Source organism: Gillisella terrae (genome assembly GCF_004801395.1).
GTDB lineage: Bacteria > Pseudomonadota > Alphaproteobacteria > Rhizobiales > Rhizobiaceae > Allorhizobium > Allorhizobium terrae.
The window spans coordinates 331265-357826 of sequence record NZ_SSOA01000003.1; the positions used below are offsets into that span (position 1 = coordinate 331265).

The 26562-nt window shown below is 55.6% G+C and carries 26 protein-coding genes and 1 pseudogene; 20 read left to right on the forward strand and 7 right to left on the reverse strand.

Annotated features, from left to right (window positions below):
* Positions 1-271: 271 nt before the first annotated feature.
* The 7 genes from corA (at position 272) to E6C51_RS08790 (ending at position 6142) form a co-directional block, all read left to right on the forward strand.
* Complete coding sequence (corA, locus tag E6C51_RS08760; RefSeq protein WP_146931585.1) at positions 272-1249, forward strand: magnesium/cobalt transporter CorA; 978 nt, start codon at positions 272-274, stop codon at positions 1247-1249.
* 16 nt (positions 1250-1265) lie between these two features.
* Positions 1266-3167 (forward strand): potassium transporter Kup, encoded by a 1902-nt coding sequence (locus E6C51_RS08765; protein ID WP_230987145.1) that lies wholly within the window; start codon positions 1266-1268, stop codon positions 3165-3167.
* Between the two features lie 350 nt (positions 3168-3517).
* The gene (locus E6C51_RS08770; protein ID WP_146931583.1) at positions 3518-3862 is read left to right on the forward strand and encodes an AtpZ/AtpI family protein; all 345 of its coding nucleotides are present in this window, start codon (positions 3518-3520) and stop codon (positions 3860-3862) included.
* 78 nt (positions 3863-3940) lie between these two features.
* Entirely contained in the window at positions 3941-4693 is a 753-nt protein-coding gene (locus E6C51_RS08775) for a F0F1 ATP synthase subunit A (RefSeq protein ID WP_146931581.1), read from the forward strand.
* A gap of 67 nt (positions 4694-4760) precedes the next feature.
* Entirely contained in the window at positions 4761-4988 is a 228-nt protein-coding gene (locus tag E6C51_RS08780; protein WP_075638698.1) for a F0F1 ATP synthase subunit C, read from the forward strand.
* A 79-nt stretch (positions 4989-5067) separates the two neighbouring features.
* The gene (locus E6C51_RS08785; RefSeq protein ID WP_190235684.1) at positions 5068-5652 is read left to right on the forward strand and encodes a F0F1 ATP synthase subunit B; all 585 of its coding nucleotides are present in this window, start codon (positions 5068-5070) and stop codon (positions 5650-5652) included.
* 4 nt (positions 5653-5656) lie between these two features.
* Entirely contained in the window at positions 5657-6142 is a 486-nt protein-coding gene (locus tag E6C51_RS08790) for a F0F1 ATP synthase subunit B (RefSeq protein WP_146931577.1), read from the forward strand.
* 115 nt (positions 6143-6257) lie between these two features.
* Here the strand turns inward: E6C51_RS08790 and E6C51_RS08795 are convergent, their stop codons facing one another.
* On the reverse strand, positions 6258-6722 hold the full coding sequence (locus E6C51_RS08795) for an Lrp/AsnC family transcriptional regulator (RefSeq protein ID WP_190235783.1): 465 nt from the start codon (positions 6720-6722) through the stop codon (positions 6258-6260).
* 153 nt (positions 6723-6875) lie between these two features.
* Here E6C51_RS08795 and E6C51_RS08800 point away from each other — a divergent pair, with 153 nt between their 5' ends.
* On the forward strand, positions 6876-7889 hold the full coding sequence (locus tag E6C51_RS08800; RefSeq protein ID WP_190235685.1) for a 1-aminocyclopropane-1-carboxylate deaminase: 1014 nt from the start codon (positions 6876-6878) through the stop codon (positions 7887-7889).
* Between the two features lie 87 nt (positions 7890-7976).
* Here the strand turns inward: E6C51_RS08800 and E6C51_RS08805 are convergent, their stop codons facing one another.
* On the reverse strand, positions 7977-8648 hold the full coding sequence (locus tag E6C51_RS08805; protein WP_190235686.1) for a ribonuclease HII: 672 nt from the start codon (positions 8646-8648) through the stop codon (positions 7977-7979).
* 290 nt (positions 8649-8938) lie between these two features.
* On the reverse strand, positions 8939-10096 hold the full coding sequence (locus E6C51_RS08810) for a PA0069 family radical SAM protein (RefSeq protein ID WP_146931571.1): 1158 nt from the start codon (positions 10094-10096) through the stop codon (positions 8939-8941).
* A gap of 187 nt (positions 10097-10283) precedes the next feature.
* Here E6C51_RS08810 and E6C51_RS08815 point away from each other — a divergent pair, with 187 nt between their 5' ends.
* Positions 10284-10811 carry a glycosyltransferase family protein gene (locus tag E6C51_RS08815; protein ID WP_190235687.1) on the forward strand — a complete coding sequence of 176 codons (528 nt, stop codon included), beginning with the start codon at positions 10284-10286 and terminating at the stop codon, positions 10809-10811.
* A gap of 28 nt (positions 10812-10839) precedes the next feature.
* On the opposite strand, the gene moaB is transcribed toward E6C51_RS08815, so the two are convergent.
* From moaB to E6C51_RS08835, 4 genes and pseudogenes are all read right to left on the reverse strand, one after another.
* Positions 10840-11388: a molybdenum cofactor biosynthesis protein B gene (gene moaB / locus E6C51_RS08820; RefSeq protein ID WP_190235688.1), complete on the reverse strand. Its 549-nt coding sequence runs from the start codon at positions 11386-11388 to the stop codon at positions 10840-10842.
* Position 11389: 1 nt separating this feature from the next.
* The gene (locus tag E6C51_RS08825; RefSeq protein ID WP_190235689.1) at positions 11390-12271 is read right to left on the reverse strand and encodes a 4-(cytidine 5'-diphospho)-2-C-methyl-D-erythritol kinase; all 882 of its coding nucleotides are present in this window, start codon (positions 12269-12271) and stop codon (positions 11390-11392) included.
* 191 nt (positions 12272-12462) lie between these two features.
* Positions 12463-14304, reverse strand: a pseudogene (locus E6C51_RS08830) (tetratricopeptide repeat protein); the annotation flags it as partial.
* A gap of 203 nt (positions 14305-14507) precedes the next feature.
* Positions 14508-15524 (reverse strand): polyprenyl synthetase family protein, encoded by a 1017-nt coding sequence (locus tag E6C51_RS08835; protein ID WP_146931558.1) that lies wholly within the window; start codon positions 15522-15524, stop codon positions 14508-14510.
* A gap of 190 nt (positions 15525-15714) precedes the next feature.
* On the opposite strand from E6C51_RS08835, the gene E6C51_RS08840 reads away from it, so the two are divergent.
* The 11 genes from E6C51_RS08840 (at position 15715) to E6C51_RS08890 (ending at position 26491) form a co-directional block, all read left to right on the forward strand.
* Positions 15715-15945 (forward strand): putative signal transducing protein, encoded by a 231-nt coding sequence (locus E6C51_RS08840; RefSeq protein ID WP_146931555.1) that lies wholly within the window; start codon positions 15715-15717, stop codon positions 15943-15945.
* The gene (locus E6C51_RS08845) at positions 15942-16754 is read left to right on the forward strand and encodes a tRNA1(Val) (adenine(37)-N6)-methyltransferase (protein WP_230987149.1); all 813 of its coding nucleotides are present in this window, start codon (positions 15942-15944) and stop codon (positions 16752-16754) included. The genes E6C51_RS08840 and E6C51_RS08845 overlap by 4 nt, the downstream gene beginning before the upstream one ends.
* An 87-nt stretch (positions 16755-16841) precedes the next feature.
* Entirely contained in the window at positions 16842-17705 is an 864-nt protein-coding gene (locus E6C51_RS08850; RefSeq protein WP_190235691.1) for a S49 family peptidase, read from the forward strand.
* A 15-nt stretch (positions 17706-17720) separates the two neighbouring features.
* Positions 17721-17909, forward strand: a complete 189-nt coding sequence (locus E6C51_RS08855) for a hypothetical protein (RefSeq protein ID WP_075638686.1) — start codon at positions 17721-17723, stop codon at positions 17907-17909.
* 673 nt (positions 17910-18582) lie between these two features.
* Positions 18583-19761: a PAS domain-containing sensor histidine kinase gene (locus E6C51_RS08860; protein WP_230987151.1), complete on the forward strand. Its 1179-nt coding sequence runs from the start codon at positions 18583-18585 to the stop codon at positions 19759-19761.
* A gap of 149 nt (positions 19762-19910) precedes the next feature.
* Complete coding sequence (locus E6C51_RS08865) at positions 19911-20843, forward strand: glycine--tRNA ligase subunit alpha (protein ID WP_190235785.1); 933 nt, start codon at positions 19911-19913, stop codon at positions 20841-20843.
* Between the two features lie 23 nt (positions 20844-20866).
* Complete coding sequence (locus tag E6C51_RS08870) at positions 20867-21562, forward strand: DUF4328 domain-containing protein (RefSeq protein WP_190235692.1); 696 nt, start codon at positions 20867-20869, stop codon at positions 21560-21562.
* Between the two features lie 78 nt (positions 21563-21640).
* Positions 21641-22912 (forward strand): 3-phosphoshikimate 1-carboxyvinyltransferase, encoded by a 1272-nt coding sequence (gene aroA / locus E6C51_RS08875; RefSeq protein WP_190235693.1) that lies wholly within the window; start codon positions 21641-21643, stop codon positions 22910-22912.
* A gap of 113 nt (positions 22913-23025) precedes the next feature.
* Complete coding sequence (locus tag E6C51_RS08880; RefSeq protein ID WP_146931542.1) at positions 23026-23355, forward strand: TM2 domain-containing protein; 330 nt, start codon at positions 23026-23028, stop codon at positions 23353-23355.
* Between the two features lie 238 nt (positions 23356-23593).
* Positions 23594-25747 carry a glycine--tRNA ligase subunit beta gene (gene glyS / locus E6C51_RS08885; RefSeq protein ID WP_190235694.1) on the forward strand — a complete coding sequence of 718 codons (2154 nt, stop codon included), beginning with the start codon at positions 23594-23596 and terminating at the stop codon, positions 25745-25747.
* Between the two features lie 210 nt (positions 25748-25957).
* Positions 25958-26491, forward strand: a complete 534-nt coding sequence (locus E6C51_RS08890) for a DUF523 domain-containing protein (RefSeq protein ID WP_190235695.1) — start codon at positions 25958-25960, stop codon at positions 26489-26491.
* Positions 26492-26562: the final 71 nt, after the last annotated feature.

Genomic DNA, 26562 nt, shown 5'->3' on the forward strand with positions numbered 1-26562 from the left:
ATTTAATCGGTTAAGATCTTCCGCAACACAGTAAATTGCAGCCATCTGTGGTGGTGGTGGCAACAATGCTCTGGAGATTTATTGCAGGTTTCAATTCCCGCAGAGGGGTGATTTGAACATGATGCAACAAAGATAAAGAGCTACAGAAAAGCTTTGCGCGCCATGGAAGGCGCGCGGCGCTGTAGCGGGTTTGAATATCGGTGTTGCAGCGTCGTTATCGTGTCAGGGTGATACGGGGTGATGTCGAGGCCATGGGACGAAGGTATCACGTTTGATTAGAGCTTACAGGTGTGACGGGACGGTGGATGTCATTCTGCCCAGCGATGCGCCAACGCGCCTTGCTGACGATATTTTGTGGGTCGATCTGCTCAATCCGGATAAAACCGAGGAGCGGTTGGCGGAAACCCTTCTGGCCATGCCGCTGCCGACCCGCGATGACTTGAAAGACATCGAGCCGTCAAGCCGACTGTACACCGATGATCATGGCGTTTACATGACGGCATCCCTGATCTGCAAAGCCGAATCCAATGTACCAGAGCTGGCAGATGTGGCGTTTATTCTGGGGGGCAATCGCATTGTCACCGTGCGCTATGCCGAGCCAAAGTCGTTCGGCTTGTTTGCAGCCGCTCTTGCGCGCAATCAGGTCAATTGCAGCAAAGGGTCTGTGTTGCTGATGCGCCTGTTGGAAACGGTGGTGGATCGCACCGCCGAAGTGCTGGAAATTGCCGGTGCACGGCTGGATGCGCTCTCCAGCGACGTGTTCATTGAGCGAAAATTGCACAAATCGCGGCCGCCGCATTTTCTCGAGGACAAGCTGGTGGATATTGCCAGCTACCACCGCCTTGTCAGCAAAACGCGTGACAGCTTGGTATCGCTATCGCGTCTGGTGTCCTTCTTGGCCTCAGCCGATCCGGTCAAGGCCAGCGAGGATGCGAAAGAGCTTTGCATGGTGGTGGCGCATGACGTTCATTCGCTCTCGGAACATGCTGGCTTTATCAGCAGCAATATCAGCTTTATGCTGGATGCGTCGCTTGGCCTGATCAATGTTGAGCAGAATGCCATCATCAAGATTTTCTCAATTGCTTCCGTGGTATTCTTGCCGCCGACACTGGTGGCGTCCATCTATGGAATGAATTTTCACGTTATGCCCGAGCTGAACTGGCACTTTGGTTACCCCGTCGCCTTGTTTTTCATGGTGGTTTCCGCCGTTGTCCCCTTCCTGTTTTTTCGTTGGAAAGGCTGGCTCTGAGAGCCTGTAAAGATCAATGTCTCACGATACATCCCATGCGTCGAACGGAAAAAATGGCCTGCGCAACCTGTTGTTGCCCGCCCTTGGCTCCGTCGGTGTCGTCTATGGCGATATCGGCACCAGCCCGCTCTACGCTTTTCGTGAAGCGCTAAAGCCCATTTCTTATGATGGTATCACCAGATTTGAAGTGATTGGCCTCACATCTTTGATTGTATGGACCCTGACAATCATCGTCACCTTGAAATATGTGCTGTTCTTGCTGCGCGCCGACAATGATGGCGAAGGCGGCACCCTGTCGCTGCTGGCCCTTTTGAGCAAGACAGCCGGCCGCCGCACGCTGGTGCTGATGGTGCTGGGTTTGATTGGTGCCGCGCTGTTTTTGGGCGACGCCATGATTACGCCAGCCCTTTCCGTTTTGTCGGCGGTGGAAGGCCTGAAACTGGTCGCGCCGCAGGCAAGCCCCTTTGTTGTGCCGATTTCAGTGGTGATTCTGATCATCCTGTTTGCCATGCAATCGCGTGGCACAGGGGCGGTTGCCAATCTGTTTGGCCCCATCACGGTGGTGTGGTTTCTGGTCATGGCCGCTGGTGGCATCAGCCATATTTTCGATGATCCGGCGATTTTCTGGGCGTTTAACCCCATCAATGCGGTGACATTCCTCTTTCAGGAAAAGTTCCTTGGCTTCGTTGTGCTCGGCGCGGTGTTTTTGACGGTCACCGGTGCCGAAGCGCTTTATGCTGACCTCGGCCACTTTGGTCGTAAGCCCATTCAGCTTGCCTGGTTCTGCCTGGTCTTTCCCGCACTTGTGCTTAACTATCTGGGGCAGGGCGCGTTGGTGCTGAAAGATCCTTCCATGGCGAAAGATCCTTTCTACCTGATGTTCCCAAGCTGGGCGATTATTCCGGTCATTATCCTGGCCACTGCCGCCACGGTTATTGCCAGCCAGGCGGTTATAACCGGGGCGTTTTCCATGGTGCGTCAGGCCATTCACCTTGGCTTTCTGCCGCGTATGGAAATCACCTTCACATCTGAAACCAACACCGGACAGATTTATCTGCCTGCCGTCAACACTCTGCTGCTGATCGGCGTTCTCGGACTGGTCTTGCTGTTTGAAAGCTCAGATGCGCTGGCGACGGCCTACGGCATCTCCGTCACGGGTGCGATGGTTGTGACCACCATTATGGCCTTCGAATTTGTGCGGGTGAAATGGAAGTGGTCGCCGCTTTTGGCGCTGGCAATCATTGTGCCGCTTTTGGCGCTGGAAATGGTGTTTTTGGGCGCAAACCTGCTTAAAATCCATGATGGCGGCTATATCCCGGTGTTTTTTGCCGCTGGCTTCACCATTGTCATGTGGACATGGAGGCGCGGTACGGCCATTCTGTTTGCCAAGACCCGCCATGCCGATATCCCGCTGTCGTCCTTCATTCCGTCGATTGAGCGCAAGAGCGAGCACGGGCCGGTTTCCGTGTCTGGTACGGCGATATTCCTGACCAGCGACCCGGAAACCGCCCCAGCGGCACTGCTGCACAATCTCAAGCACAATCACGTTCTGCACGAGAAAAACATCATTCTCACCATCAAGACGGTCAATCGGCCGCGCGCCACCGAGGCAGAGCGGTTTGTGGCCGAAAGCCTGTCGGAACGGTTCAGCCGGGTCGAAATCCGCTTTGGCTATATGGAGCAGCAAAATGTGTCGCAGGCGCTGGCAAAGCTGCGAAAGGGCGGGTTGAAGTTCGATATCATGTCGACCTCCTTCTATCTGGGCCGTCGCAAGCTGGTTCCAGACGCCAAGGCAGGCATGCCCAACTGGCAGGATAGGCTGTTTATCGCGCTTGCCAACTCGGCCACCGACCCATCGGATTATTTCCGTCTGCCAGCCAATCGCGTGGTGGAGTTGGGTTCGCACGTGATTATTTAAGAGATTCGGGGCGCGCGGGGCATTTTTCGCAATCTTGCGAAAGAACGCGGTCGCGCCCAATATCGCGCCATAATTGGGGCAAAAATCTGGGGGTGATTCCGGGTTTTTACAGGAGCGAGGTAGGCAATTTGGCGCAGGTTTGTGAGAAAAAACTGATTTTTTCTTCTATCTATCTGTTTTATCTCAGTTAATTTGTCGTGAAACAAGCGTGTTCAATGCCTTGACTATAGCGACGGGCAAAATTATGGTGCGCCAACTTTAGAACGGGCTGGACCATTGAAAATCCGCTACGTTTGCTATCCGGGCAGGCTATTTTATGGCAATGTCTGGTTTCGGACGGAGGATTAGCAATGGATGAGCGCGAGAATGAGCTGGAACGTCGTCGCAATCAGCTTGAGACCAAATTGGTCGCCAAGAAGATGCATGACGGGGAAGAGGCCGCAAAAGATCAGCGCGCCGAGACAAGCCGAAAAGGCTATGCTCAGGCGATGAAAATCTCCAGCGAGTTTCTCTCTGCCGTCATCGTGGGCGCAGTTCTTGGTTTCGTGATCGACCGTTTGGCAGGAACATCGCCTTGGGGACTCATTGTCCTCTTGTTGCTGGGGTTCTGTGCAGGCGTGTTGAATGTGCTTCGCGCAAGCGGTGTGGTGACGTCACCACATCCCGCTGACCGCAAGCCAGGTGTAAAAAAATAACAGCGTTCGGATGCTTTGCATCTGGGCGGACAGGAACGGACGCCACTTGCGGGTGGCAAAAGCGAGAGAGATCAACAGGTGTCAAACGATCCGACCCATCAGTTCCAGATCCACAAGATTGTTCCGATCGAGATTGGTGGCATAGATTTCTCGTTCACCAATGCTTCCTTGTTCATGGTTGCAACGGTGGCGGTTGCTGCTGGTTTTCTATATTTCGCAACATCTAACCGTGGCCTTATTCCGGGTCGTGCGCAGTCTGTTGCCGAGATGTCCTACGAATTTGTGGCGTCAATGCTGCGAGAAGGGGCCGGAAGCCATGGGATGAAGTTCTTCCCCATGGTCTTTTCACTGTTCATGTTTGTGCTTACCGCCAACCTCATGGGCATGATGCCATATTTCTTCACGGTCACCAGTCAGATCATCGTCACGCTGGCTTTGGCGATTTTCGTGATCGGTACTGTGTTGGTCTACGGTTTTTATAAGCACGGTCTTGGCTTCTTCCAGTTGTTCGTGCCATCGGGTGTGCCTGGCGCACTTTTGCTTCTGGTTGTGCCAATTGAAGTGATTTCCTTCTTGTCACGCCCGATTTCTTTGTCTATCCGACTGTTCGCCAACATGCTGGCCGGTCACATCACACTGAAGGTTTTCGCGGGCTTCGTTGCTTCGCTTGGCAGCCTTGGCGCTCTTGGCGTCGGTGGCGCAATCCTTCCTCTCGCTATGACCGTCGCATTGACTGGTCTTGAGTTCCTGGTTGCCTTCCTGCAGGCTTACGTCTTCGCCGTGCTGACATGCATGTATCTGAACGACGCAATCCATCCGGGCGGTCACTAAGGATAACGACATTGGCGCTCGATAGCGTCAGTCATACGCCGCAATAACCATTCAAAGGAGTACAATCATGGACGCGGAAGCAGCAAAGTACATCGGCGCAGGTCTCGCTTGCTTTGGCATGGCCGGCACAGCTCTTGGCCTTGGCAACATTTTCGGCAACTACCTTTCGGGCGCACTGCGCAATCCGTCTGCTGCTGACAGCCAGTTCGGCCGTCTGGTATTCGGCTTCGCCGTTACGGAAGCTTTGGGCATCTTCTCGCTGCTCGTTGCTCTCCTGCTCCTGTTCGCTGTTTAATTTCAGTGAAATTACGGGATCACGGTTTGCTCTCTAGCATGCCGTGATCTCTTGCATTTGCAGGATACTGGAGGCGAGTATGTTCGTTACCCCCGCCTACGCCGAGGAAGCCCCGGCAACGGCTGTGACCCACACTGAGACTGGCGTTCCCCACGGAGCCGAGCATGGCAAGGGCGTTTTTCCTCCCTTTGACCATACGACATTTGCATCTCAGCTGCTTTGGCTGGTCATTACCTTTGGTGTTTTCTATGTGCTGATGCAGCGGGTTATCGTGCCGCGCGTTGGCGGTATCCTGGAAAATCGCCATGATCGTATCGCTCAGGACATCGAAGAAGCCCGCCGTTTGAAGGCCGAATCGGATGCTGCCGTTGAGGGCTATGAAAAAGAATTGAGCGCAGCGAAAGCAAAAGGCGTTCAGATCGCCTCTGCTGCTCGCGAAGCTGCCAAGGCAGAAGCCGCTGCAGAACGCAAAGCTGTTGAAGCCGAGCTTGCCAAAAAGATTGCTGAAGCTGAAGCCAGCATTGCCGCTATGAAGGCAAAGGCCATCGCTGAAGTCGACACCATCGCAACGGAAACGGTTGCCGTCATCGTTGAGCAGCTCACTGGTAAGCCGTTGAGCGCTGCTGATGCTGCCGCCGCTGTGACAGCAGAAAAGAGAGGTTGATCAGATGGAATATGATGCAACTTTCTTTGCCTTTGTCGGTCTTGTCATTTTTCTTGCTCTGGTTGCCTATCTCAAGGTTCCGGGCATGATGGCCAAGTCGCTGGATGAGCGGGCTGAAAATATCCGCGAAGAACTGGCGGAAGCCAAGCGTCTTCGCGAAGAAGCTCAGGCTCTGCTGGCTGACTATCAGAAAAAGAGCAAAGAGGCCGAAGCCGAAGCCGCCGCTATTGTTGCTGTGGCTCAGCGCGAAGCTGCTGCCTTGGCCGCCGACGCCAAGGCCAAGACCGAAGAATTCGTTGCCCGTCGCAACGCAATTTCTGAGCAAAAAATCAAGCAGGCGGAAACGGATGCGGTCAACGCTGTTCGTGCTGCTGCCGTTGATTTGGCGACAGCTGCGGCACAAACCGTTCTGGCAAAGCAGAGTGATGCTGACCTTCAGGCCCGTTTGTTTAAGGCTGGCGTGAGCGACGTGAAGACGCGCTTGAACTGATTTTCAGAACTATGATCTTTAAAAAGCCGGGTTTAGCCCGGCTTTTTTGTTTTGGTGCGTGTTCATCCCTGAGCGTGGCGTTTGCGTGCAGCTTGCGGAGTGAACGGTTTGGCGCTCAAAACTCCAACGCCCGATTGTCAACCACTTCTTTCATCACAAAAAAGGTGCGCGTTTGGCGCACACCTGGTAGGGCGATCAATTGGCTGCCGTGAATGCGGTTGAAATCGGCCATGTCGCGGACGCGGATCTTTAAAAAATAATCAAAGTCACCCGCGACAAGATGGCAGTCGAGCACAAAGCTTAGTTTCGCGGCGGCAGCTTCGAAATCAGCGAAGCTTTCAGGTGTTGAGCGATCTAGCACAACACCCACCATTACCAGCGCGCCCCGCTCGACTTTGCTGGGCGCAACCATGGCGCGGACACCACTGAGATAGCCGTCTTTGAATAGGCGCTGGGTGCGGCGGTGGCAAGTGGCTGCACTGATGGAGACCTGCTCCGCCAGCTCGGCATTGCTCAGGCGTCCATTTTTTTGCAGCAGACGCATGATCTTGAGATCGATGCGATCCAATGGCTCAAGCATGGAAGAATCGGTCATATTTCCCTTCAAAAATGGATGATAACTTACAAAAAGTGCATTTCAACGTTGATATACAATAATATGCTATTCAAAATAGAAAGCACCTTTCATTGAAAAAAGTCTAGCGTTTGGCATCTTCAAACGAAAGGATGTCCGATGCTTGACGCTTTTGAACGCTATCCCCTCACGTTCGGTCCAACGCATATTGAAAAGCTCGACAGGCTCAGTGCGCATCTTGGTGGCAAAGTGCAGCTTTATGCCAAACGCGATGACTGCAATTCGGGTCTGGCGTTTGGTGGCAATAAATTGCGCAAGCTGGAATATATCATTCCAGACGCCATCGCCTCGGGTGCCGATACGCTGGTGTCGATTGGCGGGGTGCAATCCAACCATACCCGCATGATTGCGGCGGTGGCTGCCAAGATCGGCTTCAAATGCCGATTGGTGCAAGAAGCCTGGGTTCCGCATGAAGACGCCGTTTATGACCGGGTCGGCAATATCATGCTGTCACGGATTATGGGTGCGGATGTGCGTCTGGTGGACGACGGCTTTGACATTGGCATTCGCAAAAGCTGGGAAGACGCTATTGAGGACGTAAAGGCTAGTGGTGGTAAGCCTTATCCCATCCCGGCGGGAGCATCGGTGCACCCTTACGGAGGATTGGGCTATGTTGGATTTGCGGAAGAGGTGCGGGCGCAAGAACAAGAGCTGGGCTTTAAGTTTGATTATATCGTGGTCTGCACCGTCACGGGATCGACCCATGCAGGCATGACGGTGGGCTTCGCCAAGGATGGCCGTGCCAACCGCGTGATTGGCATTGATGCGTCGTTTACACCGCAACAGACGAGAGAGCAGGTTCTTGCGATTGCCAAACGAACTGCGGATCTGGTGAAGCTGGGACGGGAAATCACCGCCGAAGATGTGGTGCTGATTGAGGATTATGCCTATCCCGTTTACGGGGTACCTTCCGAGGAAACCAAAGAGGCAATCCGTCTCGTTGGCCGTCTGGAAGGTATGATCACTGATCCGGTCTATGAGGGTAAATCCATGCAGGGCATGATCGATCTGGTCAAAAAAGGCTACTTCCCGGAAGGCTCGAAAGTGCTTTACGCCCATCTCGGCGGCGCACCAGCGCTGAATGGTTACGGCTATGCATTCCGCAACGGTTAACGCTTAAACCGGTCTCGTTTTGCTGTGGAATGATGACACAAAAGAGAAATTGCCGCGCGTATGTGAAAGCGCGCGGAAATATCTCGCCTATTCTTGACGCAAAGGGCGAAAGCTCATGCGATGAAGGATGCAGGGGCCATTGTCGACGATCGCCTGAAGATGGGTCTTGGTGCCATAGCCAGCATGGGCATCGAAGCCATAGGCCGGGTAGATTTTTGCGGCCCGTTCCATCATGCGGTCTCGCATGACTTTTGCAATAATGGAGGCGGCGGCGATGGAAAGAGAGCGCGCGTCGCCTTTGATCACGGCCGAGCCACTGCAAATCAATCCCGGTGGTACATCGCGGCCGTCACACAGCACATGGGCGGGAACGAGCGTCAGGCCCGCCACAGCGCGGCGCATGGCATCCAGACTGGCTTTGCGGATGTCGCGCCGGTCAATGTGATTGGCACCTGAAGAGGCGATAGAAACGGTCGCTGTTGCAAGGATTTCCTCGTAGAGCGCTTCGCGGCGACGAGCCGTGAGCTTTTTCGAATCGTTAAGGCCAACCGGGATGGCGTTACCGTCGAGGATGACGGCGGCTGCAACAACCGGCCCCGCCAGCGGGCCCCGGCCAGCCTCATCCGTGCCAGCAACTGGCCATAGACCGCGCTTTTGTGCCAGTGTTTCCAGCGAAAAATCCGGCCCGGTTTCAGGGACAGTGAAAAAATCAGGATGATCAGGCGAGATATGTTTTGGCATGAGTGAGACCTCGCACATCAGCCTTTATCCCGCAAGTCTGTTATCCTGGAAGTCTGTTGTTGTCGTGAGCGAAAAGCATGTCACCGGCCAGATGGAGTGTGCTTATCTTCGGAATACTCCGACTTGAGGAAAAAGACGTCACCTGCCTGTCGGCAAAGGGTGCGGGGCAGGGGAGCCTTGGCACCACAATCACCAACAGGGCAGGAACAGACCGGTTTGCGGCGGCGGATGCACCGGTCTTTTCAAGAGGCCACCTTATGCGGCGAGGTGGCCCCGTGAAGCTTGCAAAGAAAATCAGGCAGAGGCGCTTACAGCAGCGACAACTGCACGCCACTGCCATGCGGCGGCACAAACAGATCGTCACGCAATTGCATACTGCGTCTGCCCAGACCAAGGCGCTTGGTGGCCATTTCGAACCGGCGGTTGATCTGCCAGGCGTAGGGGCCTGTGCCTTTCATGCGGCGGCTGAAATCCGCATCATAATCCTTGCCGTCGCGCATCGAGCGCACCAGCGACATCACATGACGGTAGCGGTCTGGGTAATGCTGAAGCAACCAATCACGAAACAGCGGACTGACCTCCAGCGGCAGGCGGAGCAGGATATAGCTGGCCTCTGTGGCACCCGCTGCCTGGGCTGCGTCCAAAATCCGTTCCAACTCGTGGTCGTTGAGCGCCGGGATCAAGGGCGAGACGAGAACGCTGGTGGGAATGCCTGCTTCTCGCAACCCCCGGATGGCCTCCAACCGTTTGGTTGGCGTGGCCGCCCGTGGCTCCATCGTGCGGGCCAGTTTGCGATCCAGTGTTGTGACGGACAAGCTCACCTTGGCCAGTCCCTTTTCGGCCATTGGTGCCAGAATATCAATGTCACGCAACACCAGCGCAGATTTGGTGATGATGGCAACAGGGTGGTTGGCCTCCATCAACACTTCCAGCAATTGCCTCATGATCCGCCATTCTTTTTCAATCGGCTGATAGGGATCCGTATTGGTGCCAATGGCAAGCGTGCGTGGCTTGTAACCGGGCTTGGAAAGCTCGCGAGCCAGAAGCTTTGGCGCATCGGGCTTGGCAAACAGCTTGGCCTCAAAATCAAGCCCGGCTGACAGGCCCATATAGCTGTGCGTTGGCCGCGCATAGCAATAGATGCAACCATGTTCGCAGCCACGATAAGGATTGACCGAGCGATCAAACGGAAGGTCTGGCGAGTCATTGCGGCTAATGACGGTTTTGGGACGCTCGACCTGCGTTTCCGTGCGAAAGGGTGCCAGATCTTCGAGACTGTTCCAGCCGTCATCAACGTCTTCGCGCTCCAGCCGCTCGAAACGTCCCGTCGGGTTCAGGCTCGCGCCGCGGCCTCGCCTGCGTTCGCCATCAACCCGAAGGCCAGAGGCGGCCATCAGTGCATCGGCAATATCTGCCGTATTGGCAGGCTGAAAGGCAGCCTGCCTGACATCAGACAAAACGGTCATTGTGAACTCCTGACAGGCCAAGCAGCCTTTCCATGTATCAAGAGATTTAGCGTGAAAATGAGAACAATGCAAGAACAAAAATCATGTGCGCTCTTGTGCGGTCGGGAGCTGGCGTATTCAATGAAATTTGAACATCAGCATGTGGCGCGTGCTGGAAAACATGGGTGCAATGCGATATGACCTATCAATGTTAACAGTTATCATTGAATGTTTCGATCAGGAAAGCGAATTGGCGCAGACCTTGTCGGCTCTTGTTGCAGGAGCCGTCGAAGGAATTGTGTCTGATGTCGTGGTGCTCGATAACGGCTCTCACGAAGGCATCTCCAAAATAGCCGATGCCGCTGGCTGCCGTTATCACGTCACCTGGGATCTGCGCGACGTGCTGACCGCTGCCCGCGGGGAGTGGTTGCTGCTGGTTGAGCCGGGGGCAAGGCCAAGCCAGGGCTGGATTGATGAAATTGCCGAATATGTCTCTTTAAACAGCACGCCTGCGCGGTTTTCACCGTCGCGCGCTCATCGGCAATCATTGTTGAAGAGAATGGCCCGCAGACCACCGCTGCTGGAGCGCGGATTTCTGCTGCGTAAAGTACAAGCCATGTCGATCGCCAAAAGTGGCATGAAACTGACGGATCTGGTGGCGGGGCTGAAAGGTCAGGCTCTATCCAGCGAGATGGTGCCCGCATGGGCGGCGCGACCGGCGCGCCCAAGGGCCTAAAATCTGGCATATGTGGGATTCAGACGCTCTATCCGTTTTTGCGGCGCATATGTTCATCAAGCCGGGGCATGATTTCCACGAAGTTGCAGGGCTTGTGGCGATAATCCAGCTGATATTGCAAAATGCCATCCCAAGCATCTTTGCAGGCACCCGGGGAGCCCGGCAGCACGAAGATGAAGGTATTGTTGGCAAGGCCCGCCGTTGCGCGCGACTGGATGGTGGATGTGCCGATTTTATCAAAGGAAATGCGATGGAAAACCGCTGAAAAGCCGTCCATGCGCTTTTCAAACAGGGGTTCCAGCGCGTCTGGCGTCACATCGCGACCGGTGAAACCAGTGCCTCCGGTGGTGATAACCACATCGACGCTATCTGCAAGCGTCCACGCCCGCACCTGATTGACAATCCGGTCAGCATCATCGGGAATGATGGCGCGGTCGATCAGCGTATGTCCTGCCGCTTTGATGCGACCTTCCAGCACGTCGCCGGATCGATCATCGGCCAGCGAGCGGCTGTCCGACACGGTGAGAACGGCAATGCCAAGGGCAATAAATTCGCGTGAATCACTCTGTTCTGACATGTCACACCTCTGAAACCGAATGGACGGCCTGGAAATACCATTCAGGCTTGATTGCCTGAAGGGTGTCTACTGCCTTTTCCGCCTTTTCGAGGGTTTGGTAAAGACCAAAACATGTCGCACCCGAGCCCGACATGCGTGTCAGCTCCGCACCCGTGTCAGAAATGAGCTGGGCGAGGGCAGCAATCTCCGGGCAGAGCTGGCGCGCCACGGGCTCAAGATCGTTGCGCATGTCGCCAAGAGCTTTCAGCCAATCATTCTGGTTTGAGGTGGAGGGAAGGGGGCCAATGGGTGGATAATCGCGCCGCGTCAAAGCCTTGAAGATCGATGGCGTGGAAACCGTCTTGAGCGGATTGCCCAGTATCATGCCAAAGCGCGGCAGTGTTGGCAGCGGCAAAACCGCATCCCCAATGCCGGTTGCGCGAAGCGGTATGCTGCGAAGGCACATGGGCACATCAGCTCCAAGCCTTAGCGCCATGGCCTGAAGATTGGGGGCAGGAAGATCAGCATTCCAAAGCTTCAGCAGGGCGCGCAGCGTTGCTGCGGCATCGGCCGAGCCACCGCCAATACCAGAAGCAATCGGCAGGTTTTTTTCCAGATGGATGGCCACGGGGCGGGTGGTAATGCCCCTGATCTTTAATGTTTCGCGTAAATCATCGCGCGCCTTGAGCACGAGGTTATTTTGGAGCGTTTCGGCTTCCAGCAGATGGGAGAAGGGACCAGAAAGCGTCAAGGCGTCCTGATCCGCATCGCGCACCGTAATCACATCGCCCCTGTCTGCGAATGTCACCAGCGTGTCGAGAAGATGATAGCCATCTTCTCGACGTCCGGTCACATGCAGCGCCAGATTGATCTTGGCGGGTGCGTTTTCACGATATTCACGCATAAGGCGTCACCGACTGGCTTGATGCCTTATGATTTTTTCTCAGGCTCAACCGGTGCAGGTTTGGGGGCCTCAGCCGGTGCTGGCTTTTCCTCGGTTGGTTTGGCGTTTTCAGGCTTGTCAGCAGGCGCAGCCTTCGGCTCAGGTGCCGCAGGTTCCGTTTTCTCAGGTTCAGTCACTGATGGCTTGGCCGCTGGGGCTGCTTCGGGCGCAGGCGCGGTCTCGGGTGCAACAGCAGGCTTGGCATCCGCCGTTGTCGGGCCGGGTGGCAGGTCTGGCAAGCCATGTTCCAGCTTGTGCTGAATGGTTTCAGTCAGGTTCAATTCCGGATCGGCTTTGAAGGCCAGCGCCTGACGCCACTGGAATGTGGCCTCCAGCTTGCGGCCAACGCGCCAATAGGCATCGCCCAGATGGTCGTTGATGGTGGCATCGCCTGCCTTGAGCTGCACCGCCCGCTCCAGTTCGGTAACGGCCTCATCAAAACGACCGAGACGGAAGTAAGCCCAGCCGAGTGAATCGACGATATAGCCGTCATCGGGCTTAAGCTCGACGGCCTTCTTGATCATTTCGAGGCCTTCTTGCAGGTTGGTGTTGCGATCAACCCATGAATAGCCAAGATAGTTGAGAACCTGCGCCTGATTGGGGTTCAATTCCAGTGCTTTTTTGAAGTTCGGCTCTGCCTTGTCCCATTCTTTCAAACGCTCATAGGCAATACCGCGCTGGAAAAACACCGGCCATTGGTTTTTGTCCGGATTTGGCCCCAGAACCTCGACCGCCTTGTCATAGTTGGCGGCCATTTCCTTATAGTCCTTGGAATCCGACAGCACGCTGCCATAGGCCAGATAGCTGCGAATATCCGAAGGGTCAGAGGCAATCAGCGACTTCAAATGGGCCTTGGCCTCATCCACTTTGCCGGTTTCGGCAAGCGCAATACCCAGCTGCATTTCAGAGATGCGCAGCATGGGCGAATCGGCAGGCACCTGCTTGTAAAGCGCAATGGCCTGTTCGGTCTGTTTGTTGCCCTCGGCAATGCCACCCAGCATGATCAGCATGTCAGCGCTTTTGGGGGCGAGCGCCCGTGACAATTGCAGATAAAGCGCAACCGTGTCTTGCGCACCCTGACGGTTCAGTGCGCCACCCAGCGAAAACAGAACAGAGGCGGCACCCTCTTGAACATTGGTCACCAGAGGTGCGGGCACATTGCCCTTTTCAATGGCTTCGCGCATGGCCTTGAAGGGCGCGTAATTGTTGATCAGCGCTTCGCCAGCGGCGATGGTGTCCAGCGCCTTTTGCTTGTTGCCATCCTTGGCTTCCAGCGTTGCAAGGGCAATAACGGCGCGCAAGAACGTGTCAGGCGCTGTGGAGCCGCCTTCGCGGTCGGTCACGACGGACGTAAGATAGGTGCGGGCTTTCTGGGTGTCACCCACCATTGCGGCCATGACGCCTGCGTTATAATTTTTGAAAATGCCGTACCAGCTTGGGCCTTTCAGCTTGTCCAAGTCAGCCATGGCTTGCTTGGGGTGGCCAGAGCCCGCTTTGGCCCAGGCCTGAAGCAGCGCGTTGGTCAGGCGGTCGAGATCATTCGGGCCTTTATACGCCAAAATCTTTTCGGCTGATTTGTATTTCTGGTCCTTGATGTCGTTCAAAGCGCGGGCAACGGTGGTGATGCGCTCAACTGCTTTGTCTTTGCGCAACTCATAGGCATATTTCACGCCTTCATCAAAGCGGCCAGCCATGAACAGCGACAGCATCAGGCTTTCGCGAATTTCCAGATCGGCAGGTTGAAAGCGCAACGCCTTTTCATAGAGCGGCACGGCATTTTCAAAATCCCGATCAGAATTTGCGGTGCGTGCGGCCAGGTAAGCCCCAGAGAACGTGTCGATACTGTCCAGATCAAGGGGAGCGGAAGCAGGTTTTGCCACGTCCTCGGTTTTGGCATCAGCAACAACGGGGCTGAGGAAAATGGCACCACTGAGTGAGGCCAAGAGCAGGAGCGCCGTGCCGGTCGTGAAGCGTTTGGCAAACATCTGCCGCATGAAAAAGCCTTTCAACCATGATCACCGGTCCCTTTGGGCCGGATCGGGAAATCTTGTATTCAGGCACAGTCTCAAAAGGCCATCCTAAGGATAGCTTTCAAGAAGCGACGCCTGCCTTCTGATATAGGAGCCATGCTCCAGGGTCACGAATCCACGTGATGGAGAAAGCATGGCTTTTTTGAGTAAGCGGCTCGAAAAATGGCTCAACTGACCCGCTCAATGCAAAAATCGATCACATCCATGAGAGCGTCCTTCCAGGGGCTGTCCGGCACGGGGGCCAGCGCATCCCGCGCAACATCGCCATAATGGATGGCGCGGGCAACGGTGTCTGAGAGGCCATTATATTTGGTAATCAAGCCCATGGCTTTTTCGAGATTGGCATCGCTGCTGTTGCCGCCTTCAATGGCGTCGCGCCAGAATGCACGCTCAGTTTCATTGCCGCGCCGATACGACAAGATCACCGGCAGGGTAATCTTGCCTTCGCGGAAATCGTCGCCGGTGTTTTTGCCAAGCTCCGCCGCCTTGCCGCCATAATCCAGCGCGTCATCGACCAGCTGAAAGGCAAGGCCAAGATTCATGCCGTAAGATTTCAGCGCATTGCGGGTTGCGCGGTCGGTGCCTGCCACAATCGGCCCCACTTCGGCGGCGGCGGCAAACAGGGCGGCTGTCTTGGCACGGATGACGGCTTGATAATCGTCCTCAGTGGTTTCCATGTTTTTGGCAACAGACAGCTGCAACACTTCGCCCTCGGCAATCACTGAAGCCGCCGTTGACAAAACATCCAATGCATCGAGCGAGCCAACGTCCACCATCATGCGAAAGGCCTGACCGAGCAGAAAGTCGCCCACCAGCACGCTGGCCTGATTGCCCCAGATCATGCGGGCGGTGGATTTGCCGCGTCTGAGGTCGCTTTCATCCACCACATCGTCATGCAGAAGTGTTGCGGTGTGCAGAAATTCCACGCTGGTGGCCAGCTTGATGTGATGCTCACCTTCATAGCCAAACATGGCGGCAGAGGCCAGTGTCAGCATGGGGCGCAAACGCTTGCCGCCAGACGAAATCAGGTGGTTGGCCACCTCGGGAATCATTTCAACGTCCGAACCAGCCTTGGACAGAATCAATTGGTTGACGCGCTCCATGCTGCTTCTGGTCAAATCCACCAGAGGCGTCACCGAGGCCTGTTTGTTTTTCTTCTCACCAAGCGGTATCACTGCACCCAAGGTATCGGACTCCTGTTTACCCCACATTGCCATGACCATAGTTTAACTCTAATGGCCAGTTGAAACTACGTTTCAATGGGCCTTCGGATAAAAAAGGTTTCATCGCGTCTCGTTTAGCATAAAAAGCCTGTGGCGGCGGGGCAAGAGCGGAATTACCGTATCCCGCAGATTTGATAGGACTTATCAGCGCATGCTGGAAATAATTCGAACCAATGATCCCGTTTTGCTGTCATTTGCTGAGAGTCTGATGAAAGATGCCGGCATACAATGCCTGATTGCCGATCAGTCGATGAGCATTCTGGAAGGATCACTCGGGCTTTTGCCCCGTCGCTTTCTGGTGGTGGCCGATCAGGAGGTGAAAGCGCGGCGCATTTTGATTGATGCGGGTCTGGAGCATGAATTGCGAAAAGGTGATGTGTGACAGACCAAAAGGCCGGACTGAATGAAACACCCTATGAAACGGTGGATGCCTTTCATCGCGGCCGTTTCTATCTGGTGCAGCCCAAAGGGCGCGGCCATCGCGCAGGCATGGATGCCATGCTGCTGGCATCGCTGATTGATGATGAACGTCCTGTTCGTGTTGTCGATCTCGGGGCAGGGGCAGGCGGTGCTGGCCTTGCGGTGGCATCGCGCCTGCCGCAAGCCCATGTGACTCTGGTGGAGCGTTCCTCTGAGATGCTGACTTACGCCGAGAAAACACTGGCGCTGGCCGAAAACGCCCCCCTCTGTTCCCGTGTCAGCCTGATCGCCGCTGATGTCACCCTGACCGGCAAGGCTCGTCATGCGGCGGGCCTGCTGGATAATGCCTTTGATCATGTGATCATGAACCCGCCGTTTAATGATGGCCGCGATCGGCCAACACCGGACAGTCTGAAAGCCGAGGCCCATGCCATGCAAGGCGATGTGTTTGAGAATTGGCTGCGCACGGCGGGTGCCATTGTGCGGCCCGGCGGGCAATTATCGCTGATTGCCCGGCCGCAATCGATTGCCGAGATTATCGCCGCCTGCGGCAAGCGCTTTGGCGGCATTGAAATCACCTTGATCCATCCGCGTGAAGGGGAAAGCGCCATTCGGCTGCTGCTGACCGCCATCAAGGGCTCAAAGGCAAGGCTTGCCTTTCGCAGCCCGCTGTTTATGCATGGGGCAGATAGCCACGCCTTTTTGCCGCAAGTGGATGACCTCAGCAATGGCCGCACCGGTTATGCGCGCATCAACAACAAAGTCATCTGAGGTGAGCAAAATGCACGGTGCTTATTGTGTTTGCCGCGCCATCTCTTACATGAGATTGCAAAGATAATTGCAGGAAGGTTGCACGATATGGCGGGTTTGTTGAAGCGATTGATTCCGAAGAAGTTTCGCAAAGCTGAGCTGATTATTCCCGTGGTGCAATTGCATGGCGCGATCATGAGCGGCGGCAGCCGGTTTCGCCCGGCGCTCAATCTGGCAAGCGTGGGGCCTCTGCTGGAAAAGGCATTCAAGCACAAGGATAGCCCGGCGGTGGCGCTGACCATCAATTCTCCCGGTGGCTCTCCGGTGCAATCACGCATGATTTACCAGCGCATTCGCACATTGGCCGAGGAGCATAACAAGACCGTTCTGGTGTTTGTCGAGGATGTTGCCGCCTCGGGTGGCTATATGATTGCGATTGCCGGTGACGAGATCATTGCCGATCCAACCTCAATTGTTGGCTCCATTGGTGTGGTGTCTGGCGGCTTCGGCTTTCCAGAGCTGTTGAAGAAGCTGGGCGTTGAGCGGCGCGTTTATACCGCTGGCGAAAACAAGGTGATGCTGGACCCGTTTCAGCCCGAAAAAGCCAGCGATATCGAATATTTGAAGACCCTTCAGCTCGATATTCACGACGTTTTCATCACCATGGTCAAAGAGCGCCGCGGCATTCGTCTGGTCGATGATGCGCAAGTGTTTTCCGGCCTGTTCTGGACCGGTCGCAGGAGCTTTGAACTGGGCTTGATTGATGGACTTGGCAGTTTGCGCGAAACTATCAAGGCGCGCTATGGCAAGAGTGCCAAGCTTGAATTGATCTCTGCCAATCGGGGCTTGTTTGGGAAGACCCGGCCCGGCATTTCCTCCTTTGCTAAAGCCGATCATTTGGCGGCGGCTGCCGCTTCCGGGCTTGCGGAAACCATCGAAGACAGGGCATTGTGGGCGCGTTTCGGACTCTGAAAGCAAACAACTGACATGACGCGCATTGTCTTCTTCCTGCTCCTGATCGGAGTTGTTTATTGGTACTATCGCCGATTTACCCAAGATGCTGAAAAGCTGGCGCGCCGCACGCGCCAGAAAGAGCGCGAGCGCGAAACGGGTGCCATTGCAACGCTGGTAAAAGATCCTAAAACCGGCGAATACCGCATCAAGGATGATGATTAGAGCGGGTCACAGTACACGACGCATAGGTTTTACCGTATAGCTCACCCCCCTCTGCCCTGCCGGGCATCTCCCCCCACAAGGAGGGAGATCGACAAAAGCAGCCCTTTTGCTCAACAGCATACGTCCTATGTGTCGGAAATCACGAGTTCATTGTGAGAAACGAGCGGGAGCGCCTATCCGATCTCCCTCCTTGTGGGGGAGATGGCTGGCAAGCCAGAGGGGGGTAAACGGCACATAAAGGCGTTTGTGTCGGGTACTGTGAGAGTGGTTCATGGACACGCTCTAGGCTTTTGTTTTAACCCATTTCCCGACGGAAAGCCGTTTCACACTTTTCCTGGAATTGCTTTCAAGCGAAACGATTTGCTCAAACGACACGTGGCAAGATACACTCGAAGACGCATAAAGCGAGCAACGGTCGGCTTAAATCTGACTGCTGCTTGCATGACAGTGCCGTGTTCATAAGGTTTCGTTCAACGATACGACGATGCGGGGCTAGGAGATAAAGCCCGGACTTGCAACATTCAAGGGCCTGCGCGCTCATCGATCCCCTTGGAAACCTGTTGATTTTTATTGCAAATGCGCATTAAATTACATCTGCTTTTATCGTCATGAAATAAAGCAATGTCTTGAGAGACGTTGAGCTGCATCGAGCAGAAAACAGGGAGCGAAGGCATTGTCTTTTTCAGGCGTGAAACAAGCCTGGCCTGCATCTGCAAGGCTGGTCAGCACCGACGATTTTCTGGCCATTGGCGGAGAGACCGCCGAAGAAATTCGCACATTCGGTTGGGCCGAAACCTCGCTTGGGCCGATTGAAACATGGCCGGCCTCTCTGAAGGCCACTTTGCGCATGATGTTGTCTTCCAAGCAGCCCATGTGCTTTTGGTGGGGGCCTGATCTGCTGCAATTGTACAACGATGCCTACCTGCCCATTCTGGGCCTGCGGCGCGGCAAGGCCTTGGGCCGACCGTTTCAGGAGATTTGGTCGGACGTCTGGCATGATGTTCTGCCCTTTGTGAACAGCGCTCTGTCCGGTGAACCAACCTGGATGGAAGACATGCCATTGATCATGACCCGCAACGGTTATGAAGAGCAGACTTACTGGACCTTTTCCTACAGTCCGCTCTATGGCGATGGCGGGGCCATTGAGGGCATTTTGAATATTGTCACTGAAACCACCAAAATTGTGGCTGGGCGGGAGGCCTTGCAAAAGAGCTACGAAGAGGTGCAGGCGCATCTTGTTCGGCATCAGGCCTATGAGCAGGAACTGCGATTGTTGAACAGCGAACTGGCCCACCGCATGAAAAACACGCTGGCCATGGTGCAATCCATTGTCAGCCAGTCGATTCGCAGCTCAGAGTGTATTGATGAAGTGGCAGTCGTTGTCTCAGGGCGGATTCGTGCTTTGGCAAAAGCGCAAGATTTGCTCACCGGCGTTAGCATTGCGGCGGCGGATTTGGCGATGATTGCAGAAAATGCCGTCGAGCCGCATCGCAGTGAGCCCGATCGGTTTGTGTTCAGCGGGCCAAAATTGCTGATGTCGGCCCGGCAGGCGCTGGGTCTGTCCTTGGCGCTGCACGAGTTGGCCACCAACGCCACCAAATATGGGGCCTTGTCAGCCCCGGGCGGTCAGGTGTCGATCTGCTGGAATCTGGATACGGAAAACCAGTTTTCCCTCTCCTGGACGGAGACAGGTGGGCCTTTGGTGATAGCGCCAACACGGCGGGGATTCGGCTCAAAATTGACCGAGCGGGCCGTGGCGGATCTGTTTCATGGCACAGCGGTGATCGGTTTTGTTCCTTCGGGTGTGGTGTTTTCGTTGCAAGGGCGGCTCGATCAATCAACGGATCTGTGAGCGCCACATGGCGCACACGGCTTGACCAGAATGATCCGCCGTGGCAGGTCAGGGATCAAGATTGACACAAGCCCATCAAAGCGACATCTGTCGGGGATGGGGTAAGTAAAGTGATGCAGGTTCCAATGACGAATTCACCCGCCCCCCATATGGACCCAAAGCGCTCGTTTCAGGCGCTGATTCTGACGTTGCACAATTACTGGGCCGATAAAGGCTGCGCCGTGTTGCAGCCCTATGATATGGAAGTGGGTGCGGGTACATTCCATCCAGCCACCACGCTGCGCGCGCTTGGCCCAAAGCCGTGGAAGGCTGCCTATGTTCAGCCCTCGCGCCGCCCGTCTGATGGCCGCTATGGCGAAAACCCCAACCGTTTGCAGCACTATTACCAATATCAGGTGATTCTGAAGCCAAACCCATCCAACCTGCAAGAGCTGTACCTCGGATCATTGAAGGCCATTGGTCTTGATCCGCTGCTGCACGATGTGCGTTTTGTGGAGGACGATTGGGAAAGCCCGACGCTGGGTGCTTGGGGTCTGGGCTGGGAATGCTGGTGCGACGGCATGGAAGTGTCGCAGTTCACCTATTTTCAGCAGGTTTGCGGCATTGAATGCTCGCCGGTGGCCGGTGAATTGACCTATGGTCTGGAGCGTCTGGCCATGTATGTGCAGGGCGTGGACAATGTTTATGACCTGAACTTCAATGGCCGCGAAGGCGAAGAGAAGATTTCCTACGGCGATGTGTTTTTGCAAGCCGAGCAGGAATATTCCCGCCATAATTTTGAATTCGCCAACACCGAGATGCTGCTGCGCCATTTCACCGATGCTGAAAAAGAATGTCAGGCCTTGCTGGCTGCGGGCGCTCCCGGCGGCAACGACAATCAGCGCCTGCACAAATGCGTGTTTCCGGCCTATGACCAGTGCATCAAGGCATCTCACGTGTTCAATCTGCTGGATGCGCGCGGCGTGATTTCGGTCACAGAGCGCCAGAGCTATATCCTGCGGGTGCGCACGCTGGCCAAGGCCTGCGGCGAGGCATTTTTGCTCACCGATGCCGGTGGCGCAAATTTCATTGCGGCTGCGTGAAGATGTCAAGATGAGGGTGGCCCATGCAGCTTGATGCCCTCCTGACACAATTGATGTGGTTGCGGCGCGGCTGGCTGTTCTGTGCCGTCATCACCGGTGCGCTTTATATGCTGTTGGTGCCGTTTTACCTTTACACAGCCTGGGTGCAATATGTGGTGGAGGCAACCGGCGCCGCCATCTCCACTGGCGTCAATGGCTGGCTGGTGCAGATCATGGCATCATGGGCCGGGCCAATGGACAGCGGCATCGTTGTGTTTCAGGTGCTAGGGCTGGTGTTGTGGTTCGGTTGGCTTTGGCTGTCGTGCCGTTTTGTCGCCCTTCTGGGTCACGGTGAGAAAATGCGCTTTGGAGCCTTTTCGATCACGGTTTTATGGTTCGCGCCGGTGCTGAACTTGCTGTTTGTGCCGTTTGGGTTGATGGAACTCGCCAATGCGACCACCAAGGATCCGCAATCGCTGGCCGATGCCGAGCCAGACCGCGACATTCCTGTTCTGGCCTGGGGCATCGGCATTCTCAATCTGTTGAGTGACGGGCTGTTCTTTTATCTTGCCAATACGTCGGCAAGTGCTTTTGCGGGTGAGATCAGCGGCCAGAACCTGATGCACATTGCCGCCGTGAGCGGTATCGTCACACTGCTGTTGCTGCTGGCGATGGACGCTTATATCCGTCGGATTGCTGAGGCGCAGGAGACCCGTGCCGCCCGGCTGCATCTGAACTAAACATGCTGAGCGCATTGCTCTTGCGCTCTCGCAACCTGAACACGACCTGACCAAATGCCTGACCGGATGGACTTTTGCATGACCCAAAACCTGCTTCGTGAAGACAAGCTGACCATTTTGCCCATCACCCATGCGTTGAAGGGCCACGTCAGCCCGCCCGGCTCCAAATCCATCACCAATCGGGCGCTGCTTTTGGCAGGGCTGGCCAAGGGCACCAGCAAACTCACCGGTGCGTTGAAAAGCGACGACACCCGCTATATGGCCGAAGCCCTGCGCGCCATGGGCGTGACCGTGGACGAGCCCGACGCCACCACCTTTGTCGTCACCAGCACGGGCGAATGGAAAGAGCCAAATGCGCCGCTGTTTTTGGGCAATGCAGGCACCGCCACCCGCTTTTTGACGGCTGCCGTAGCCTTGGCGAAAGGCCGCTTCACCGTGGATGGCGATGAGCATATGCGCAAACGCCCCATTCTGCCGCTGGTCGAAGCTTTGCAATCACTTGGCGTTGCCATTGCCGCCCCCAGCGGTTGCCCGCCGGTTGCCATTGATGCCAATGGCGCATTCAAGAAAAACCGGGTGGTGATTGATGCGGGCCTCTCCAGCCAATATGTCTCGGCCCTGCTGATGGCGGCTGCCTGTGCCGGTGAAGCTTTTGAAATCGAGCTTGCCGGTGCCGATATTGGCGCAAAAGGCTATATTGATCTGACGCTTTCTGCCATGCGCGCCTTTGGTGCGAAGATCGACCAGCCCTCAAGTTCCGTCTGGCGCGTCGCTCCCACCGGCTACACTGCCACCGATTTCCACATCGAGCCAGATGCCTCTGCCGCCACCTATCTCTGGGGAGCGGAGGTGCTGAGCGCAGGCAAGATCGACATCGGCACACCCGCCACCGATTTCACCCAGCCGGACGCCAAGGCCTATGACGTAATCTCGGCCTTTCCAAATATGCCAGCGGTGATTGACGGCAGCCAGATGCAAGACGCCATTCCCACCATCGCCGTGCTGGCGGCCTTTAACAAAACTCCGGTGCGTTTTGTTGGCATCGCCAACCTGCGCGTCAAGGAATGCGACCGCATCCGGGCGCTTTCCACCGGGCTGAACAACATCCGCGAAGGCTTGGCCACCGAAGAAGGCGATGACCTGATCGTGGCTGCCGACCCATCCCTGATCGGCCAGACCTTGCCCGCCGAGATCGACACCTTTGCCGATCACCGCATTGCCATGAGCTTTGCGCTGGCGGGCCTGAAAATCGGCGGTATCACCATTCTGGACCCCGGCTGCGTTGCCAAAACCTATCCCAGCTATTGGGATGCGCTGGCATCCTTGGGGGTTGAGTATCAGCAAGGATAGTGCCTGTCAGGTTTCCCACTGTATAATGATCGTCAGGCCGATGAGATTGCAAACTCTGATTGCGGTCTCATTCGGCATCAAATAAATTGCCCTCTCCGAATATGGGGGCAATCATGGCTGTATCAACTGAACAACAAATTCTGATCGAACAAAGAGTTACCAACGAAGCCAAGTCTATTGGCGCAAGCTATCTGCTTTGGTTTTTTGTTGGTTATTTGGGTGGGCATCGATTTTATCTTGGTCGCAAAGGCTCGGCAATTGCGATGATGCTTTTGTCCATTTTTGGTGTTATTTTGTCTGTCGTCGGGATCGGCTTTATTTTGCTGATCGTTGTTGGTGTCTGGGCGTTGGTGGATGCGTTCCTCATTCCGGGCATGGTTGCTGAGCAAAAGAACAAAGTTCGCAATGATCTTTTGCAGCAGGCAATGCTGTCCGCAAATTGATGATGCGATTGTGAAATGCCGCCGTTGAGCGGCATTTTGCCTGCATTGTATGGATGACTTTTCCCTTCAGGCTTGCTAAGTCGGCTGCAACGTAAAGCCAACGGTAAAGTCAGTCCTATGCCCGATCTTCTGCTTGAACTCCGCTCTGAAGAAATCCCTGCGACGCCGCCCACCCGCAGCGCCACAGGCGCGAGGACGAGCAAAACAGAAAACAGCATATGCGCTGAGGAGTTCACCCATGCCTGATCTTTTGCTCGAACTTCGCTCCGAGGAAATTCCCGCGCGTATGCAGCGTAAAGCAGCGGGTGATTTGAAAAAGCTCGTCACCGATGCGCTGGTGGATGCAGGATTGACCTATGAAGGGGCGCGGGAATATTGGACGCCGCGCCGCCTCACGCTGGATATTCGCGGCCTCACCGCCCGCTCTGCCGATGTGAAGGAAGAGAAAAAGGGACCGAGCGTGTCTGCGCCGGAAAAGGCCATTGAAGGCTTTTTGCGCGGCGCTGGGCTGGATTCGATTGATCAGGCCGTGGTCAAGACCGATCCGAAAAAGGGTGATTTTTATGTCGCCTATATCGATAAGCCGGGCCGCAGCGCAGAAGAGATCATCACCGATGTGATGCCGGGTATTATCCGCAGCTTCCCGTGGCCAAAATCCATGCGCTCTGGCGCGGCCTCTATGCCAAAAGGTTCGCGTTTTGGCGGCATTGAGGGCAAGGGGTCGGAAAGCCTGCGCTGGGTGCGCCCGCTGCAATCCATCGTCTGCACCTTTGGCTCCGAGCATGATGAAGTGGCGGTGATTCCGTTTGAGATCGACGGCATTGTGGCCTCCAACATCACCTACGGCCACCGTTTCCACGCGCCAGAGGCGATTACCGTCAAGCGCTTTGATGATTACGCAGCAAGCCTTGCCAAGGCCAAGGTGGTTCTGGATGCCGAGCGCCGCAAGGATATGATCCTGCACGATGCCCGTGACATTGCTTTCGCTAACGGCTTGGAACTGGTGGAAGACGAGGGCCTGCTGGAAGAAGTCTCCGGTCTGGTCGAATATCCGCAAGTGCTGCTCGGCACGTTTGAGGCTGATTATCTGTCGATTCCAGCCGAAATCATCCGCCTGACTATCAAGACCAACCAGAAGTGTTTTGTCTGCCGCCCGACTGGCGAGGCGGAAAAACTCTCCAACCATTTCATCCTGATTTCCAACATCGCCGCCCATGATGGCGGTGCGGAAATCATGCATGGCAATGGCAAGGTCGTGCGCGCCCGCCTGTCCGATGCCCTGCATTTCTGGAAGCGCGACCAGGGCAATCTGCCCGATCTGGAAACGCTGGAAGCCTCGGCTGCCAAATTCAACCTCGATCTGGCAAAGCCGCTGGATCAGCGCATGGCCAAGCTGGACGCACTGAACGTGACCTTCCACGCCAAGCTCGGCAGCCAAGGCCAGCGCGTCGCCCGCATTCGCGCTCTCGCCAAGGTTTTGGCTCCGATTGTGGGTGCCGATGAGGCTCTGGTGGATCGCGCCGTGGTGCTGGCCAAAGCCGATTTGCGCACCGAAGCGGTTGGCGAGTTCCCCGAACTGCAAGGCCTGATGGGCCGGAAATATGCGACATTGCAGGGTGAGAATGAGAGCATCGCCGCCGCGATTGAGGATCATTACAAGCCGCAAGGCCCATCCGATCGCCTGCCATCGGATAAGGTGGCGATTACCGTAGCTCTTGCCGATAAGCTGGATACGCTGATTGGTTTCTGGGCGATTGATGAAAAGCCGACGGGTTCGAAAGATCCGTTTGCTCTGCGTCGTGCGGCTTTGGGTGTTGTGCGTATTTTGCTGGAAAAAGATGTTCGCTTGCCGCTTTTGACTGTGGCAAAGGATGCTGACCTCCTCTCCTTCTTCCACGACCGCCTGAAAGTCTACCTGCGCGACCAAGGTGCCCGCCACGACATCATTGATGCCGTGCTGACACCTGAGGCCGATGATCTGCTGATGGTCGCCCGCCGCGCCGAAGCTTTGACCGCCTTCATCACCTCGGAAGATGGCAAGAACCTCCTGGCAGGCACCAAGCGCGCCACCCAGCTTCTGGCCGCTGAGGAAAAGAAGGGCACGGTTGTGGCCGATGGCGTATCGGACGCGCTGTTGAAGCTGGATGCGGAAAAGGCGCTGTTTGCCGCTGTCACTGAGGCCACCAAGGCGGCAAGTGAGGCGGTGGCCAAGGAAGATTTCCGCTCTGCCATGCAGGCACTGTCCACTCTGCGCGCACCGGTGGATAAGTTCTTTGAAGATGTGCTGGTAAATGATGAGGATAACGCCATCCGCGCCAATCGTCTGGCCTTGTTGAAGGCCATTCGTGAAGCCACCGCGACGGTTGCGGATTTCTCCAAGATTGGGGGCTAAACGCGGCGTCAACAAACCCCTCCCCAACCCTCCCCACAAGGGGGAGGGAGCAGGTCGAGCGCGTTGATCGCTTGGCGTTATCCCATTGGTTTCTATAGGAAAATATCGGCTAAGGTGGATTGCAACAGACTCCCTCCCCCTTGTGGGGAGGGCTGGGGAGGGGGCTTTAAAAGCCCTCAACCGTGACGCTATTAAAAGAAGGCGGGAACAATGGATAAAATCCTGATCAGCGCCTGCCTTATGGGCCGCCCGGTGCGTTATGATGGCAAGGGCAAGCTGCTCAACCACCCCACAATTGAGCGATGGCGCGCCGAGGGGCGTTTGGTAGAGTTTTGCCCCGAACAGGCTGGCGGCATGCCCACGCCGCGTCCCCCTGCCGAAATTGAACAGGGTGCAAGCGGCGACGATGTTTTGCAAGGCCGCGCCCGTGTGTTGGAAATCACCGGCGGCGATGTCACCGCAGCATTTGTGGCTGGCGGGCAAAAAGCGGTAGAAATTGCGCTGCAAAACCAATGTCGCTATGCGCTGCTGATTGATGGCAGCCCATCTTGTGGCTCCGGCTTTATCTATGATGGCTCATTTTCTGGCACCCGCCATCCCGGCTTTGGTGTCACTGCGGCCTTGTTGAAGCGGGCTGGGGTAGCTGTCTTCTCGGATCACGAGATTGATGTGCTGGACGCAGAAACAGTAAGTCGCCCTGAAAGGCAAAAGCCACCGAATTGCTCCGGCGGCTTTACTGCATAATTCCTTAAATCGGAACCGATTTAAGGAGAAAATTATGCAGCCGATTAAAAGTGTTACAGCGCCGTACGCCA

Coding starts and splice junctions, on each gene's coding strand:
- E6C51_RS08780 (WP_075638698.1), top strand. CDS start 4,761: ATGGACGCGGAAGCAGCAAAGTACATCGGCGCAGGTCTCGCTTGCTTT.
- E6C51_RS08850 (WP_190235691.1), top strand. CDS start 16,842: ATGGCGGGTTTGTTGAAGCGATTGATTCCGAAGAAGTTTCGCAAAGCT.
- E6C51_RS08840 (WP_146931555.1), top strand. CDS start 15,715: ATGCTGGAAATAATTCGAACCAATGATCCCGTTTTGCTGTCATTTGCT.
- aroA (WP_190235693.1), top strand. CDS start 21,641: ATGACCCAAAACCTGCTTCGTGAAGACAAGCTGACCATTTTGCCCATC.
- E6C51_RS08785 (WP_190235684.1), top strand. CDS start 5,068: ATGTTCGTTACCCCCGCCTACGCCGAGGAAGCCCCGGCAACGGCTGTG.
- E6C51_RS08790 (WP_146931577.1), top strand. CDS start 5,657: ATGGAATATGATGCAACTTTCTTTGCCTTTGTCGGTCTTGTCATTTTT.
- glyS (WP_190235694.1), top strand. CDS start 23,594: ATGCCTGATCTTTTGCTCGAACTTCGCTCCGAGGAAATTCCCGCGCGT.
- moaB (WP_190235688.1), bottom strand. CDS start 11,388: ATGTCAGAACAGAGTGATTCACGCGAATTTATTGCCCTTGGCATTGCC.
- E6C51_RS08865 (WP_190235785.1), top strand. CDS start 19,911: ATGGACCCAAAGCGCTCGTTTCAGGCGCTGATTCTGACGTTGCACAAT.
- E6C51_RS08855 (WP_075638686.1), top strand. CDS start 17,721: ATGACGCGCATTGTCTTCTTCCTGCTCCTGATCGGAGTTGTTTATTGG.
- E6C51_RS08805 (WP_190235686.1), bottom strand. CDS start 8,648: ATGTGCGAGGTCTCACTCATGCCAAAACATATCTCGCCTGATCATCCT.
- E6C51_RS08890 (WP_190235695.1), top strand. CDS start 25,958: ATGGATAAAATCCTGATCAGCGCCTGCCTTATGGGCCGCCCGGTGCGT.
- E6C51_RS08825 (WP_190235689.1), bottom strand. CDS start 12,271: ATGCGTGAATATCGTGAAAACGCACCCGCCAAGATCAATCTGGCGCTG.
- E6C51_RS08770 (WP_146931583.1), top strand. CDS start 3,518: ATGGATGAGCGCGAGAATGAGCTGGAACGTCGTCGCAATCAGCTTGAG.
- E6C51_RS08765 (WP_230987145.1), top strand. CDS start 1,266: ATGTCTCACGATACATCCCATGCGTCGAACGGAAAAAATGGCCTGCGC.
- E6C51_RS08795 (WP_190235783.1), bottom strand. CDS start 6,722: ATGCTTGAGCCATTGGATCGCATCGATCTCAAGATCATGCGTCTGCTG.
- E6C51_RS08800 (WP_190235685.1), top strand. CDS start 6,876: ATGCTTGACGCTTTTGAACGCTATCCCCTCACGTTCGGTCCAACGCAT.
- E6C51_RS08880 (WP_146931542.1), top strand. CDS start 23,026: ATGGCTGTATCAACTGAACAACAAATTCTGATCGAACAAAGAGTTACC.
- E6C51_RS08810 (WP_146931571.1), bottom strand. CDS start 10,096: ATGACCGTTTTGTCTGATGTCAGGCAGGCTGCCTTTCAGCCTGCCAAT.
- E6C51_RS08870 (WP_190235692.1), top strand. CDS start 20,867: ATGCAGCTTGATGCCCTCCTGACACAATTGATGTGGTTGCGGCGCGGC.
- E6C51_RS08815 (WP_190235687.1), top strand. CDS start 10,284: ATGTTAACAGTTATCATTGAATGTTTCGATCAGGAAAGCGAATTGGCG.